The organism is Magnetococcales bacterium (assembly GCA_015231925.1).
Lineage (GTDB): Bacteria > Pseudomonadota > Magnetococcia > Magnetococcales > JADGAQ01 > JADGAQ01.
Genome location: JADGAQ010000010.1, coordinates 1 through 15360, shown reverse-complemented (window position 1 = coordinate 15360; position 15360 = coordinate 1). Strand labels below are relative to the sequence as shown.

The window sequence follows — 15360 nt, the reverse complement described above, 5'->3', positions numbered from 1 at the left end:
GGTAGCAGCTCTTGGCAACGTGGAACCGGTGTTTCCGTGGTCAGGGGCCGAAAGGTAGGTTGCTTATGAACACCACGCGCATTATCCTGCTTTTGGTCATTCTCGGATTGATCGTTGGCCTCTTTTTTCAGGGCCCCTCTTCGCAAAAGGAGGGAACCCTGTTTAATAATCTGATTACATGGGGTATCATGGGCTACCTCTGGTATCTGCTGCGCAATAAAACCGGGGAACCCGACCACTCCGTTCACGACCCGGCGCCTCGTAGCGAACCCCCTCCGGGACGCAACGAGTCCCCGTTCCCCGGATCCGCCGAAGGCGAACCCGACGCCTCTCCGGAGCGACCCTGGTTCCATGTCCTCTCGCGCAGCGATGACGACGACGGTTACGGCAAAGCCATCTTCCACAAAACCCCCTTCCGGGTGGTGGAACAGGGCATCAACCTGGGCCGCTTCCGCTCCCATCCCATTCCTGCCTGGATTCGCACCTCGGATGGGCGTCAGGCCTACTATTGGGGCATCACCTCCCTCTCCATCCCCGAAGAGTGCGTCTGCCTGGAGTTTCCCAGCCGTGGCGAGTTGATCATTGCCCCCGGCCTGGTCTATGCCGTACAGCGCTGAAAATCTGCCCGAGCCCCTGCCCTCCGCCCCACAGCCATCGGGCGGAGTCTCCCCCATGGTGGCCCAGTACCTGGAAATCCGCCGACAATACCCCCAGCACATTCTGTTCTACCGCATGGGGGACTTCTACGAACTCTTCTTCGACGACGCCCGGCTGGCCGCGCCGATCCTGGACATCGCCCTCACCAGTCGGGGGCAGATGGGTGGAAATCCCATTCCCATGGCCGGCGTTCCCGTTCACAGCTTCTCACTCTATCTGGCCAAACTGGTGCAGGCGGGCCACTCCGTGGCCATCTGCGAACAGATGGAACCGTCGGGTCAACAAAAAGGTCCGGTGCGCCGCGAGGTGGTGCGTATCGTCACGGCGGGCACCCTGACCGAAGAGGAGCTGCTCACGCCGCGCGCCAGCAACTTCCTGGCCTGTCTCGTTCCCCCCTCCCCGAAGGATAAAGGCTTTGCCCTGGCCTTTCTGGAACTCTCCACCGGCCAGTTTCAAACGCTGGTTGTGCGGGAGTGGTCCGATGCGGTCAATGAACTGAGCCGCTTCGGCGCCGTGGAACTTCTCGCCCCCGAAGAGTGGACACCGCCCGCCCTCACCGAGAGCTTGCCCCCCATCGTGCGACGCGGCGCCTGGATGTTCGCTCCCAGCCATGGACGCAGGCTCCTGCTGGACCATTTCGGCGTAGCCCACCTGGAAGCCTACGAAATCGAGGATCTTCCCCTCTGCCAGGCCGCCTGCGGCGCTCTGATCGCCTATGCCCAGGAGACCCAGAAAGGCAAACTGCCGCACATCGTCAATCTGGTGCGCCTCTTCCCCGAAGAGAGCCTGATTCTCGACGAAACCAGCCGTCGCCACCTGGAAATTCACTTCAGCCAGCGCACCCAGGAACGCAGCACCAGCCTGCTGGGCGTCATGGATCTGACCCTGACCAGCATGGGCTCCCGTCTCCTCTCCGCCTGGATCAACCGACCCTTGCGCACCCCCTCGGCCATCTATCGCCGTCAGGAGGGCATCGCCTGGTTTCTGGCCAATGAAGAGTCTCGCCTCCGATTGCGCAACCTCCTCAAGGAGGTGCCGGATCTGGAACGGCTGGTGGGCCGTCTGGCCCTGCTGCGCGCCTCCCCCCGGGATGCGGGGGCGTTGCGAACCCTGCTGCAACGGCTGCCCGCCCTGCGGGAATGGCTTCCCGAGCCCCTGCCCCCCATTCTGCAGGAGGCCGTCGAACCCCTGTCGGCCCACGAAGAGCTGGCGGGACACCTCTCCGCCATTCTGGCGGACAACCCGCCGGTCAATCCCCAGGACGGGGGGATCATCCGCGAGGGCTGGGACGAAGAACTTGACCGATTGCGCACTCTGGCCCACGACGGCAAGGGTTTCCTGGCCCGTCTGGAAGCCCGTGAAAAGGAAACCACCGGGATCCCCAGCCTCAAGATCCGCTTTCATCGCACCTTCGGCTACACCCTCGAAGTGACCCACACCCATCGTGACAAGGTGCCTGCCCACTATCTGCAGCGGCAGACCATGACCAATGCGGTGCGCTACGTCATCCCGGAACTCAAGGAGTACGAGGACCAGATTCTCAACGCCGAGGAGAAAGCCACCCAGCTCGAAAACCGACACTTCGACACGCTGCTGCACGCCATTGCCCGGGAGAGTCGCGCCCTGCTCACCACCGCCCAGGCCCTGGCCCATGTGGACCTCCTCGCCGCACTGGCGGAAGGGGCCAAACGCTACGACTACTGCCGCCCCGAAGTGAACGAGCAGGAGATCCTGTCCATTCGCCAGGGGCGTCATCCCGTGGTGGAACGCTTCACCAGCTCCTCCTTCACCGCCAACGACCTCTTCCTGGACGGCCAGAATCAGAGACTTTTCCTGCTCACCGGGCCGAACATGGCGGGAAAATCGACGCTGTTGCGGCAAACGGCCCTGATTGTCCTCATGGCGCAAATGGGAGCCTACGTTCCGGCCCAGGAGGCCACCATCGGCATCTGCGACCGTATTTTCACCCGCATCGGCGCCGCGGACGATCTGGCCGGGGGCCGCTCCACCTTCATGGTGGAGATGACCGAAACCGCCCGCATCCTGCACCACGCCACCAGCCGTTCCCTGGTCATTCTGGACGAGATCGGGCGCGGCACCTCCACCATCGATGGTCTGGCCATCGCCTGGTCGGTGGCGGAATTCATCCTCAACCAGTGCCGCTGCCGCACCCTCTTCGCCACCCATTATCTGGAGCTGACCACGCTGGCCCAACAGCAGGCGGGGGTGGTCAACCATACGGTGGAGGTGCTGGACAAGGAGGGGCAGGTGCTGTTCCTGCACACCATCCGTCCGGGGGCGGCGGATCGCTCCTACGGCATCCATTGCGCCCAGTTGGCCGGATTACCCCCCATGGTGCTGCGTCGGGCCGAAGAGATTCAAGCCACCCTGGAGGGAAACCGGGGGCAAAGCGCACCACCGCCGCCGGCTCCCGGACGCTCCTCCAAACAGAAAGCCCTCTTCGCCGAGGAAAAGGAGAGCGAAGCCCCCGCCCTTCTGGAACTGCGCAGCATCGATCCCGACGAACTGACCCCCCGGCAGGCGCTCTTCACCCTTTACCGCTTGAAGAAACTCTTGAAGTAGGAGGCTCTCCCATGCCCATCCACCCCTTCGAAGGGGTCTGGCCGACCATCCATCCCCAGGCCTTCGTCCATCCTGACGCCGTAGTGATCGGACAAGTCGAAATCGGCGCGGAATCCTCCGTCTGGCCCCAGACGGTCATCCGGGGCGATGTCAATTTCATTCGCATCGGGGCCCGCGTCAACATTCAGGACGGCTCGATCCTGCACGTCAACCGCGCCCGGCCCGGCCTTCCCGAAGGGGCTCCGCTCATTCTGGAGGATGATTGCACCGTGGCCCACGGGGTGATTCTGCACGCCTGCCACCTGCACAAAGGGGCCTTCGTGGCCATGGGCGCCATCGTCATGGATTTGGCCGTCATCGGAGAGGAAGCCCTGGTGGGAGCGGCCAGTCTGGTCAGTCCCGGCAAGCAGATTTCGCCCCGCACTCTGTGGCTGGGCAGTCCTGCAGTGGAAAAACGCCCCCTCCGCGAGGAGGAGATCCTGGCCAATCGCGCCACCTGCGCCAGTTATGTGGCCTTGGGACAGCGATACAAAGGGGCATGAATCCGGAACGGCCCGGTTCATCACGCCATTGACATTTTCCCGGTTACGACAAGCGAAGGCCAGATGCGCTTTGGCGGACTCTCCGGATCTTCCCCATAACCGAAGATCTTGTCACCCTTGCCGACACCCTTACCGCCACTCTTACCGATAAAGGCTCAATCGGATCCGGTTCGCCGTTTGGCCCGGTTATTGGCCAACTCCCAAGCCAGGTGAAACGCCTGGGAGAAGGATTCGATCTCCGCCACACCGCGCCCGGCGATGTCGAAGGCGGTGCCGTGGTCCACGCTGGTGCGCACGAACGGTAAGCCCAGCGTGGCGTTGACCGCTTCTCCGAAGGCCAGCATCTTCAAGGGAATCAGCGCCTGATCGTGATACATGGCCACGATGGCGTCGAAGGCGGCCCGCAAACGCGGTGCAAAAAGGCTGTCCGCCGCCAAGGGTCCGCTGACCCCCAACGCCTGACAAACGGGCGAGATCACTTCCGCTTCTTCATGGCCGAAGCTGCCCTCTTCCCCGGCGTGGGGATTGAGTCCCGTCACCCCCACCAGGGGATTGTCGATGCCGAAGTCCTCCCGCAGGGACTGAATCGTGGTTTGCAAAACCTGATACAACAACTCCTGAGTCAGTCGCTGCGGCACCTCCCGCAAGGGACAGTGGATGGTGGCCGGAACCACCCGCAACCCCTTTCCGAGCAACATCATCACCGGGGATTTCACCCCCGTCAGCCGTCCCAGCATCTCGGTATGCCCCGGTTCCCGATAACCCGCCCGGTGCAGGACGTGTTTGGCAATGGGCAGAGTGGTCATGGCCGCCACCTGGCCGGCCAGGGCCAGACGCACCGCCGTCTCGATGCTCTCCACCACCAGATGGGCGTGGGCCACATCGGGCTGTCCGTAACGCCAGCGATTCAGGTTGATGGGAGCCGAAAGCGGCCATACCGCGAGGGTGTCCCGGTCCAGTTCGACAGCTTCCCAGGGATTGCTCACCGTTTGACACTTCGGCACCCACCCCCGAGTCTCCCCTTCCCGGATCAACAAACCGGAGTCCCCGATCCACAAGGGACGCGGGCATTCACCCTCTTTGCGACACTCCTCCCGCCACCAGCGCAGAAAAATCTCCACACCGACACCCGCGGGATCTCCCATGGTCACCGCCACGACGGGCGGCAGAGACGCAACGGCTTTCATCGGACTCACATGGTCTCCACATAAGCACGCAGACGCACATCCCGCATCCACTGGCGAAAACGGCTCTGCACCTTGGATTCGTAAACACGGTTCTCCAGTTCCGATCGGGAAGCCTGGGATCGGGCAGAGCTCCCGCCGCGCATATCTTCCAACTTCAGCAGGTGCCAGCCGAATTCACTGCGCACCGGTCCGGAAATCTCTCCTTTGCCGAGGCGCAACAGCGCCCCGTCCAACTCCCCGGAAAGTTCCCCCTGGCCCACCCAGCCCAAATCACCGCCGTCCGAAGCCGTCACATCTTCCGACACCCGCCGGGCCAGCTCGGCGAAATCACCCTTCTCCCGATCCAACTCCCGGCGAAAGGTCGTCAGCTTCTCCCGCGCCGCGGCTACCTCCTCCAGAGAAGCACCACGCTCCACTTTGACCAGAATGTGGCGGATCTTGAACTGCTTATCCTGAGCCGACTCCATCGCCGTCTGCCGGCGGTTGATCAACTGGAAGATATGGAAACCCTGGGAGGAGCGCATGGGTCCGGCAATCTCCCCCCGGGCCAGACGAAACACCGCCTGTTCCACCTCGGAAGGCAGCTCACCCCGTTTGAACCAGCCCATATTGCCCCCCTTCAGGGAGCTGGGATCATCCGAATACTGGCTGGCCAGAGAAGCCAGGCTGACCCCCTGCTGCATCTCCAGCACCATCTGCCGCGCTTTGGTCAGAACTTGTTCCACCGCGCCGTCCGAAGCGTTGGCCGGTGTCGCCAGAAGGATATGGCCCAGTTCGATCTCTTCATCCCGAGAGGCGCTGCCATCGTTGCGCATCAGGGCATCCACCTCCTCCGCACCGACGGTGACCATGGGCTGAATCACCTTCTGGATCAGGCGGCTCTGGATCAGTTGATCCATTACCTCCTCCTGATAGCCCGCCATATCGATGCCTTCCTGCTGCAGGGCTTTCGGAAGCCCTCCGGGAGGAAGTCCGTTCTTGCGCTCGATCCGCGCCAACGCGCTGTCCACATCGGCCTTTTCCACCTTGATGCCCAGTTTCTTGGCCTGTTCTTCCCGCAGTCGACGCAGAACCAGCTCGTCCAACACCCGGCTTCTGACCTTTTCCGCATCCACGGATCCGCCGGAAACACGCAGTTTCTGCATCAACGGACCCATGGTCCGGTTCACCTCGCTCTCCGTGATGATCCGACCTTCCACCACCGCCACAATGCGGTCCAGAACCTCGGCAAGGCTCGTTTCAATCGGCACTGCCCCGACGACAAGCAGGAGGAGAACCCAACCCACTCCCCACCCTTTGCCCGTTCCTCTTCGTTTCATGCCCTGTCTCCCGCACCCCGGAAAAGATGGAATGCTCTCATGCAACATCACGAATCGGCTCCGTAGCCACCCAACCCGCGGAATATCAGTTTGAATCCAACCCACTCCCCGCCGTGATCGGTGGTATTGGCCTCCGCTTTGTGGCCACCACCCAATCGCAGGGACCAGCACTCATGCTGGTAGGTAAATCCCACATCCAGATCCTTCAGTTTCTGATCCGCCGTCGAAACCGTCACCTTCTGATCCCACACCCAGGTATCGGACAGCCGCACCTTGCTGCCGACCAGGAAATCCTCGATGTCCTCCTCCTGAGGAAAACGATGCCAACGCAAGCCGAAATCGTACTGATCCCCCCTGGGAGATTCCCAGACCAGATCGGTTCCCGCCGCCCGGGTCTGACTGTGGTGATGATCGAAACGCCAGTCGCCCAACAGGCTCCACTTCTCGGAAAGATAGAGGCTGACACCCGCCACCACGTCGGAAGTGGCGCGATCCTCCTGGTATTCCCGATGCCCTTCCGGTGCCCAACGTTGTCCCACCGTGACGGAACCCAGCTCCCGAATGCCCTCTCCCTGGAACGGGGGACCGAAAAGCCGCGAGGTCAGACCATACGCCATCCACTGTCCGGAACCGATACGATCCGTTCCGCTGATCTGGTCATAGGCGAAGAGGTTGGCAACGGAAAAATCACGCACCACCCCGCTGCCCACGATATTGAAGGCGTCGTAATTGGGCAGATGATTCTGGGCGGTACTGGAGTGCATCACATATTGAGCCGCCGGTTCCAGGGTATGCCGGAAGAGACGGCCATCCTTGCTGCCCTTGCCGAACCAACGCTCCACCAGGCTGTCGCCCCGCAAGGCGAAAACACCGGATTCCCGATGCCGCCAATCCTCCCCGTCCCGCGCCGTGGGTTGTGGGTCGTTCTGCATCCACCAGCCGGTCTCTTCCACGCCGGCCAATACCTTCAAACGGCCATAAGGACGTTGACCGCGCCATTCCACTCGGGGAAAGAGATCGACCCGCTGGGTATAATCGCCGGCCAACTGGTAGAAATTGTCCATTCGCCCCTGAGTCTGCAACTCGAAGGCGCTGTTGCCCAGGGAGCGTACATCCGACAGAACCAGGTATGGCAACTGTTGCACGGTGAACTCATCCGAGATGGCCTCCAGATCCTCCGTCCAGAAGAACCCGCCCTCCACTCCCGAATAGCCTCCCCGGCGATCCCAGAACCGGTTGGCCGTCACCTTGGATTCCAGATAACGACTGCCGCTGTCCACCAGATTTTGTTCGAAATCGTGGATGAAATCGCGACTGCGGCTGGCTTCGATGTGGGCCATCAGGTTCCAGTCCCCCTCGGTTTGACGGTGGTCGAAGAGGGTCAGACTGCGATAGTCATCCTGAACCATATCGAAGATGTTGTGGGTTTCCAGGCTGCCCTTGTAGTTGGCCCCCAGGTAACGAAACTGCACCTTTCCCATGGGGCCGCGCCGCGTGGTGGGATGAAAGGTCAGAGTGGCATCCCGGTCGGGAGCGATGTTCCAGTAGTAGGGAATGTCGAGTTCAAGTCCGTTGGAACGGCTGTAACGCACGTCCGGCACCAGATACCCGGAGGTGCGCACCTTGCGCACCGGATGCTGCCAATAGGGGGTATAGGCGATCGGCACCCCTTTCATGTAAAGAGTGGCGTTACGCACCTTTCCCTGATTGGTCTCGTAGTCGAGGTCCAGATTGTCGGCTGCCAGATACCAGGGAGCCGGTTCGCACTCGCAGTTGGTGAAGGTCGCCCCCTGAAGTGCCGCGTGGTTGCGATCCTTCAAGTCGATGCGACGGGCCGTGGCCTTGCCGCCTATGCCGGCCAGATCGACCTTCGCGTCCTCCAGGAAGCCTTTTTCCTGATCCATCTGAAAATGAAGTTTCTTCCCGGAAAAGCGGTCGCCATCCCGCTCCAACTCCACCCCATCTTCCGCCTCCACCTCCCGGCTGTCGAGCCGGATCAGTGCCTTGTTGGCGCGCAAACGCAGATCATCGGCCCGCAGCACCCGAACCGTTCCCCCGGCGCGGATCTCCTGCCTGGCGGTATCGTGCTCCATGAAATCGGCTTCGATATCCAGAGGCAACTGACGCAACCCCTGTTTCAATCCCGATTTGGCCAGCGCCTTGGCCTCTTCCAGTTCCGATGGCGTCAGGGGTTCTTTCTCCTCCGCAAGCGGGGGCTCGCCGGCGGGAGCTGTGGTCTGCCCTTCGCTCTGCGCCTCGCCCGCCAAAACCGAACCGGCCAGCAGCCAGGCCAGCATCAACAGGGACAACCGCTCGCCACATCGCTTCCGATGGGGTGCGCCGGCTCCTTGGGTGGTCTTGCGTCCCGTCATGATTTCATACCCCTGATCCCGGGGAACAGCCATCCCCAACCATTTCCGATCAAACGTCCAGCGCACACCATGGAGAAGAAGCCATTTCTTTTCAAGGAATTCCTTTAAAACGACCCGTTCCGGGAAACTCCGCGAGCCATGGGAGCAGGCCCTCTTCCACCCGGCTCCGCACCGTGCCCACCAGACGCAACGAACCGGCAACCACCAGGAGGCCTTCCGGGGGAAGGCGGCGAACGGCTTCGGCAATCCCCTGGGCCGGATCGGCAAAGAGGCGCATCTCCGGTTCCCGGAGCGGCCATCGGGCCGAAAAATGGTCCGGGGCCACCCCCTCGGAAGCATCCACGGGTACACAGAACACCGCGTCCACACACGTCGCGAGATGGCTGACCATTTCCGGCCAGTCTTTGTCCCGCAACGCCCCGAAAAGCAGGATACGGGGGCGGGAACCCAGAGTCTTCAGATAGTTGGCCAGGGTTTCGGCTCCCGCCGGATTGTGGGCTCCGTCCAGAAGCAGGGCGGGGCGTCCGGGAAACCATTCCAGGCGTCCCGGCCAAACAGCGCCCGCGACACCCCGTGCCAAGACCTCCCCCACCACCACTCCCAGACGACGCGCCGTGGCCACCGCCACCGCCGCGTTGTCATACTGATGTTCCCCAGCCAGAGCCGGTGCCGGCATCGGAAGGAGATCATCCCCCTCCTGAAAGGACCAGGTCCCATCCCCCTGCTTCTGCCACTGAAACGCCTCTCCGGAAAAGTGGATATCCACCCCCACCTGCCCGGCACGTTCCCGCAGCACCCGGCTCACCGTCCGGCACTGCCGGGCCGAAACCGCCGCAACGCCCTTCTTCAGGATTCCCGCCTTTTCGAAAGCGATAGCCTCCAGTGTTTCGCCGAGATAGTCCCGATGATCCAGATCGATGCGCGTCAGGACGGTCATCTCCGGACGGATCAGATTGGTGGCATCCAGTCGTCCGCCCAAACCGGTCTCCAGCAACACGACCGCCGGTTTACCCTCCGGATTGTTCCCCGCGAGGCGACCGTCCCCGGCAAAGTGGAGCCAGGCAGCCGCGGTGGTCAGCTCGAAAAAGGTGGCCTCCCCGCTGGCGGGGGCCTGCAATACAGCCTTCAGACAAGCCTCCAGCCCGGCGGCATCGATCTCCTGCCGGTCGATGACCAGGCGCTCCCCGAAACGCTGCAGATGGGGAGAGGTGTAGCGCCCCACATGCCAGCCCGCCTGCAGCAGTATCGCCTCCAGAAAGGCGATGACGGAACCCTTGCCATTGGTTCCCGCCACATGGACATGCCGCAGACGGTCCTGGGGATTCCCCAACCAGGCCATCAAATCGGAGACCCGTTCCAGTCCCAAACGGACCCTCCCCCGAACGGGATGGCGCGTCCGCTCCAGCAAGGCGGCCAGCCGTGTCGACCCGACCTCTTCGGACAAGGAGGTTATCCCTGAGCCGGTTCGACATCAAAAGGCAGTGAAGGATGCGGCGGTATGTACGTATCCTTGTTGCGCCGGTGTCCCAGACGGGAGAGCAGCGAGGCCAGGGTGCCCCGAAGGTCCTTGCGATGGCAGATGAGGTCCACGAAACCGTGTTCCATCAGGTACTCGCTGCGTTGAAAGCCTTCCGGCAGTTTTTCCCGCACCGTCTGCTCGATCACCCGGGGACCGGCGAAACAGATCAGAGCATTGGGTTCAGCCAGAATGCAGTCCCCCAACATGGCGAAGGAGGCCGTGACCCCCCCCGTGGTGGGATCGGTCAGAACCACGATATAGGGCAGAGCCTTCTTGTCCAGACGGGTCAGCACCGCCGAGGTTTTGGCCATCTGCATGAGCGACAGGATGCCCTCCTGCATGCGGGCCCCGCCCGAGGCGGAAAAGACCACGAATCCACAGCCGTGATCCACGGCGGCCAGCACCCCGTGGGCAAACTTGGCACCCACCACGGATCCCATGGATCCGGCCAGAAAGTCGAAATCAAGGGCCGCCACCACCGCCGGAACGCCCAGGATGGCCCCCCGGAACACCACCGCCGCATCGTTGAGCCCCGTGGCCTTCTGAGCCTCCCGCAGCCGGTCCCGATAGCGTTTGAGATCCTTGAACTTCAGCGGATCGGAGGGCACGAGTCCGGGGAAAAGCTCTTCCCGGCCCTGAGGATCCAGGGTGATATCGATGCGACGGCGACAGCCGATGCGAAAATGGTGTTGACACTTGGTGCAGACATTGAGGTTGCGGTCCAACTCCATCTGGAACAGCGCCTGCCCGCAGGACTGGCACTTGATCCAAAGCCCTTCCGGAGGCTGAACCCGGCGGTTGTCCATCTTGATCTTCGGCTTGATGATGCTGGTCAACCAGTTCATCGTCGAACCGAAGCGATCCTGTTGCTGATCGTCACCCATGGTTATCCCCGTCCATTGCCGCAATCGAAAGAGCGCACCTCTTCAACAAACCGGGCCATGCGCAGCGGATCCTTGCGGCCCGGACTCTCCTCCACCCCGCTGGAGCAGTCCACCGCCCAGGGCCGAACCTGACGCAACGCCTCCCCGACATTTTCCGCATGGAGGCCCCCGGCCAGAATCAACGGTTTGGCTACGGTCCACTCCCGAAGCAGGCTCCAGTCGAAGCGTTGCCCCGTACCTCCGAAAGCCCCGGAGACCTTGGCGTCCAACAGAAAGGCCTCCACCTGGTAACGCTCCAGCCCGAGAAGATCCCCCCTCCCCGCCACGCGAACCGCCTTGATCACCCGACAGGGCCAGCCTCGACAGGCTTCGGGGGTTTCATCGCCGTGGAATTGTATCACAGTCAGGCGGCAGGCTGCGATGGCCTCGTTGATCAGAGCCGACGACGCATTGACGAAGAGGCCGACCAGACTCACGAACGGCGGCACCCTCCCGGCCAGGAGTGCCGCCCGCTCCAGGGAGACATGGCGCGGCGAGGCGGGATGAAAAACCAATCCGATGGCGTCCACCCCCAGTTCAACTGCTTTGACAACCTCCTCCTCCCGGGTCAAGCCGCAGATTTTGATACGGGTTCTCATGCTTTCTCCCCTTCGGAGAGGCCACCGAGAAAGGTTGCCAGGGCCTGGCCCGGAACCGCGTGGCGCATGAAGGCCTCCCCGATCAGAAAGGCCGAAACCCCATGCCCCTGCAGGAAACGGATATCCCCCGGCGAGGCGATGCCGCTCTCCGAAACCAAAATCCGCTCCCCCCCCGCCAGGGGCGCCAGGGCGACGGTGGTTTCCAGGCTGGTGTGAAAGGTGGACAAATTGCGATTGTTGATACCGATCAATGGAATGGGCAGGGTCAGGGCCTGTTCCATCTCCGGTCGGTCATGCACCTCCATCAGCACATCGAGGCCGTATCGGGTGGCGGCATCCAGCAACTCCCCCGCCTGAGCCGGGGAGAGCGCCGCCATGATGAGCAGAATCGCATCCGCGCCCACACCCCGGGCCTCGGCCACCTGATAGGGATCGACCAGAAAGTCCTTGCGCAGCACCGGCAGGGGCACGCTGGCCCGGATGAGGGGGATGAAATCGAGATCACCCTGGAAAAAATCGCGATCCGTCAGACAGGAGATGCAGGCCGCTCCCGCCGTGGCATACCCGGCGGCGATGCCCTCCGGCAGAAACGGTACCCCTGCGGGCAACAGCACCCCCTTGGAAGGGGAAGCCCGTTTCACCTCGGCAATGATGGCCACCCCACCACTCCGGGCCGGTTGGGCCACGGCGTCGACAAAGCCTCTCTTGGCAGGCTGGGAGAGCCCCCGCTCCAGCCAGTCGTTTTCCGAACAGCGCCGCCGGGAGGCGATGATCTCCTCACGCTTGCGGGCGATAATGCGTTGCAGAATATCGGCAGCCATGACGGATCAGCCACCCCCCTCGGCTGCGGAACCGGCGCACAGGGCGATCAGCTTTTCCAGGGAGGCCATGGCCGCCCCGCTGTCGATCGATCTGGCTGCCAGGAGCAAACCCTCACGGAGGTCAGCGGCCTGATCGGCCACATACAGCGCCGCAGCGGCATTCAACAGGACGATGTCCCGCGTCGGCCCCTCCTCTCCCGAAAGAATGGCCCGGGTGATGGCGGCGTTCTCCTCCGCGTCCCCTCCCCGCAGAGTCTCCGAGGTCACACACGCCAATCCCAACTCACCCGGATGAAGGTCGTATTCCAGCACCTGGCCGTCGGGCAGCAGCTCCGCCACCTTGGTCGATCCGGTCAGGGTGATCTCATCCAAGCCGTCGCTGCCATGCACCACCATGGCTCGCCGGGAACCCAGCATGCCCAGAACCTTGGCCAACGGTCCGGTCCACTCGGAGGAAAACACGCCCATGACCTGACGGGAAGCCCCCGCCGGATTGGTCAGCGGCCCCAGGAGGTTGAACACCGTCCGCAAGCCCAGCTCCTTGCGAGGCCCCATGGCATGGCGCATGGCCCCATGGTGACGGGGGGCGAAGAGAAAACCGATATGCGCCTCCCGCAGGCAACGCTCCACCAGGGAGACCTCCACCTCCAGCCGCACCCCCAGCGCCTTGAGCAGATCCGCCGAACCGCTGCGGGAGGAGATGGAGCGGTTGCCGTGTTTGGCCACCGTCACCCCGCAACCGGCCACGACAAAGGCTGCCGTGGTGGAGATGTTGAAGGTGCCGGAGCCATCGCCCCCGGTGCCGCAGGTATCCACCACGATGCCTTCGGCCTTGACCGCCACGGCCATCTGCCGCATGGCCGCCGCCGAGCCGGCTATCTCCTCGACCCGCTCGCCTTTCATGCGCAGAGCGACCAGGTAGGCCCCGATCTGCGCATCGGTCATCTGTCCGGACATGATGGCCAACATGGTTTCGCGGGCCTGCTCCCGGGTCAGGTCTTTCCCGGCAACCAGATGGGCAATGACTTCTTGGGGCGTCACGGCGGGATTCTCCTAAACGGGGGTCTCCAGGAAATTGCGCAGCAAGGCGTGTCCACTTTGAGTCAGAATCGATTCCGGGTGAAATTGCACCCCCTCCACCGCGTACTCCCGATGGCGCAGGCCCATGATCAAACCATCCTCCGTCCAGGCCGTCACCTCCAGACAGTCCGGCAGGCTGGAACGCTCCACGATCAGGGAGTGGTACCGGGTCGCTTCCAGAGGATTGGGCAGGTTGCGAAACAGACCCACATCGGCATGATGGATGGCGGAGGTCTTGCCGTGCATCACCCGAGGAGCCCGAATGACCCGTCCACCGAAGGCCTGCCCCATGGCCTGATGCCCCAGGCAGACCCCGAGAAGAGGGATCTTTCCGGCGAAGTGGCGAATGGCCTGAATCGATATGCCGGCCTTGTCGGGACTGCATGGTCCGGGCGAGATGGCGATCCGCTCGGGAGCCAAAGCCTCGATCTCCTCCAGGGTGATGGCATCGTTGCGATAGACCGCCACCTCCGCACCCAACTCGCCGAAATACTGCACCAGGTTGAAGGTGAAGGAGTCGTAATTATCGATCATCAAGAGCATGGCAGCCACTCCGTCCCAGTCTTCCGCCCATCGCGAGCCCCGGGAGGATTATTTCATGCGCACCCCTCGCGGGCAACCGATACTGGAACAATGCCCCGGAAACAAGAAAGCCGCCCTCAAGGGGCGGCTTTCCATCGGCGCGGAACAGCGAGGAACTACTTGACGGCCACCTGCGCCGTCTCGGTGAAGGATTCCCCCTTGTTGTCCTTCCAGGTCACCTGCACCGGCCCGGAAGCGGTGGCCTTGAGCTTGAAGGAGAAGAAGGGATTCTTGGAGATGCCCCCGGTCCACTGGGAACGAATGATCTCTTTGCCCAGATAGGTGACCACCACCTCTTCCACAAAATGGGCGGGTACGGTCTCACCGGAATTGGGATCCTTGCGCAAACCGCTCTCCATGGGATGGGTCAGCAGGGTTTTGACTTCGACAACGGCGCCTTTGTCAACCGGCTCCGAAGAGATTTTCACTTTGGGATTGCCAACATCGGCCATCGGATCTTCCTTTCGTCAAACGATCAAGAGCGATTGGGGTGTCGAAGCGGGGTCAACCGGAGCAACCGCCGGCGGCCACGTCCACATCCTTGCCGACACCGAAGAGCTTGCCGGCATTGTTCTTGGCCACCACCCGGATTTTGGAAGGCCCGGCCATCTTGATGCGCAGTTCGAACTCGACCACCCCCACCTCCGGGGTGAATTTGAACACACCCACCAGCGGTTTGGGATTCTTGTCCACGAAGATGGCCACACTCTCGATGAAATTCCCGGCTTCCTGGGGATGATCCACCTTGATGGGCAGACGGACCAGGGCGCCGTTTTCAGCCTTGGCGGGAACATCCAGATTGACCTTTTCGTGGGCCACTTCACCCGCCCCGAGAGTCTCCTTGATCAAGGCGGCGATATCGACCTCCTCGGCCATGGCCGGGCGTGAAAGCCCGACGGAGCCGACTGCGGCCAGACACGCGCCAGCCACGCCGACCGTACCCAGAAAACCTCTTCGCGAAACGTGCTGATGTGCTTGAGCAGACATGGACAGTTCTCCCACTCCCATTCGTTCAATGGACACCCGGAGCGATCCCGGGAATGACTAGGGCGCGATGACATTCACCATCTTTTGGCCCCTGGCGGCGTTGCAATCCGGTTCGGAATGCTCATGTAGGCGAACTACATTCCGCTTCCTCACCGTCTTGCGCCTTGCCAGGAACCAAAATCTGGCAAA

Annotated in this window: 15 protein-coding genes; 4 read left to right on the top strand and 11 right to left on the bottom strand. The window is 62.5% G+C overall.

Annotated elements, in window-relative coordinates:
- The first annotated feature begins 65 nt into the window (after positions 1-65).
- From HQL56_02450 to HQL56_02440, 3 genes are read left to right on the top strand one after another with little or no spacing between them, the layout of a single operon-like run.
- The gene (locus HQL56_02450) at positions 66-617 is read left to right on the top strand and encodes a hypothetical protein (protein ID MBF0308377.1); all 552 of its coding nucleotides are present in this window, start codon (positions 66-68) and stop codon (positions 615-617) included.
- Positions 618-672: 55 nt separating this feature from the next.
- Positions 673-3240, top strand: a complete 2568-nt coding sequence (mutS, locus tag HQL56_02445) for a DNA mismatch repair protein MutS (GenBank protein ID MBF0308376.1) — start codon at positions 673-675, stop codon at positions 3238-3240.
- An 11-nt stretch (positions 3241-3251) separates the two neighbouring features.
- Positions 3252-3782, top strand: a complete 531-nt coding sequence (locus HQL56_02440) for a gamma carbonic anhydrase family protein (GenBank protein MBF0308375.1) — start codon at positions 3252-3254, stop codon at positions 3780-3782.
- A 155-nt stretch (positions 3783-3937) separates the two neighbouring features.
- Here the strand turns inward: HQL56_02440 and pdxA are convergent, their stop codons facing one another.
- Genes pdxA through HQL56_02395 form a run of 9 tightly spaced genes read right to left on the bottom strand, consistent with a single transcriptional unit; the run spans position 3938 to position 14145 of the window.
- A complete protein-coding gene (gene pdxA / locus HQL56_02435) occupies positions 3938-4969 on the bottom strand; it encodes a 4-hydroxythreonine-4-phosphate dehydrogenase PdxA (protein MBF0308374.1) in 1032 nt (343 codons plus the stop codon).
- A 5-nt stretch (positions 4970-4974) separates the two neighbouring features.
- Positions 4975-6288 (bottom strand): peptidylprolyl isomerase, encoded by a 1314-nt coding sequence (locus tag HQL56_02430; GenBank protein ID MBF0308373.1) that lies wholly within the window; start codon positions 6286-6288, stop codon positions 4975-4977.
- A 47-nt stretch (positions 6289-6335) separates the two neighbouring features.
- Positions 6336-8693: an LPS-assembly protein LptD gene (locus HQL56_02425; protein ID MBF0308372.1), complete on the bottom strand. Its 2358-nt coding sequence runs from the start codon at positions 8691-8693 to the stop codon at positions 6336-6338.
- 58 nt (positions 8694-8751) lie between these two features.
- Positions 8752-10104 (bottom strand): bifunctional folylpolyglutamate synthase/dihydrofolate synthase, encoded by a 1353-nt coding sequence (locus tag HQL56_02420; GenBank protein MBF0308371.1) that lies wholly within the window; start codon positions 10102-10104, stop codon positions 8752-8754.
- Between the two features lie 5 nt (positions 10105-10109).
- Positions 10110-11024, bottom strand: coding sequence for an acetyl-CoA carboxylase carboxyltransferase subunit beta (locus HQL56_02415; GenBank protein MBF0308370.1), 915 nt, complete (start codon positions 11022-11024; stop codon positions 10110-10112).
- A gap of 41 nt (positions 11025-11065) precedes the next feature.
- Positions 11066-11701: a phosphoribosylanthranilate isomerase gene (locus HQL56_02410; protein ID MBF0308369.1), complete on the bottom strand. Its 636-nt coding sequence runs from the start codon at positions 11699-11701 to the stop codon at positions 11066-11068.
- The gene (gene trpC / locus HQL56_02405) at positions 11698-12522 is read right to left on the bottom strand and encodes an indole-3-glycerol phosphate synthase TrpC (protein MBF0308368.1); all 825 of its coding nucleotides are present in this window, start codon (positions 12520-12522) and stop codon (positions 11698-11700) included. The genes HQL56_02410 and trpC overlap by 4 nt, the downstream gene beginning before the upstream one ends.
- A 6-nt stretch (positions 12523-12528) precedes the next feature.
- On the bottom strand, positions 12529-13563 hold the full coding sequence (trpD, locus tag HQL56_02400; GenBank protein MBF0308367.1) for an anthranilate phosphoribosyltransferase: 1035 nt from the start codon (positions 13561-13563) through the stop codon (positions 12529-12531).
- 12 nt (positions 13564-13575) lie between these two features.
- A complete protein-coding gene (locus HQL56_02395) occupies positions 13576-14145 on the bottom strand; it encodes an aminodeoxychorismate/anthranilate synthase component II (protein ID MBF0308366.1) in 570 nt (189 codons plus the stop codon).
- Here HQL56_02395 and HQL56_02390 point away from each other — a divergent pair.
- Complete coding sequence (locus HQL56_02390; protein MBF0308365.1) at positions 14144-14308, top strand: hypothetical protein; 165 nt, start codon at positions 14144-14146, stop codon at positions 14306-14308. The two genes, HQL56_02395 and HQL56_02390, sit on opposite strands and share 2 nt — an antisense overlap.
- On the opposite strand, the gene soxZ is transcribed toward HQL56_02390, so the two are convergent.
- On the bottom strand, positions 14301-14636 hold the full coding sequence (soxZ, locus tag HQL56_02385; GenBank protein MBF0308364.1) for a thiosulfate oxidation carrier complex protein SoxZ: 336 nt from the start codon (positions 14634-14636) through the stop codon (positions 14301-14303). The two genes, HQL56_02390 and soxZ, sit on opposite strands and share 8 nt — an antisense overlap.
- A gap of 52 nt (positions 14637-14688) precedes the next feature.
- On the bottom strand, positions 14689-15171 hold the full coding sequence (locus tag HQL56_02380; GenBank protein MBF0308363.1) for a thiosulfate oxidation carrier protein SoxY: 483 nt from the start codon (positions 15169-15171) through the stop codon (positions 14689-14691).
- Positions 15172-15360 lie beyond the last annotated feature (189 nt).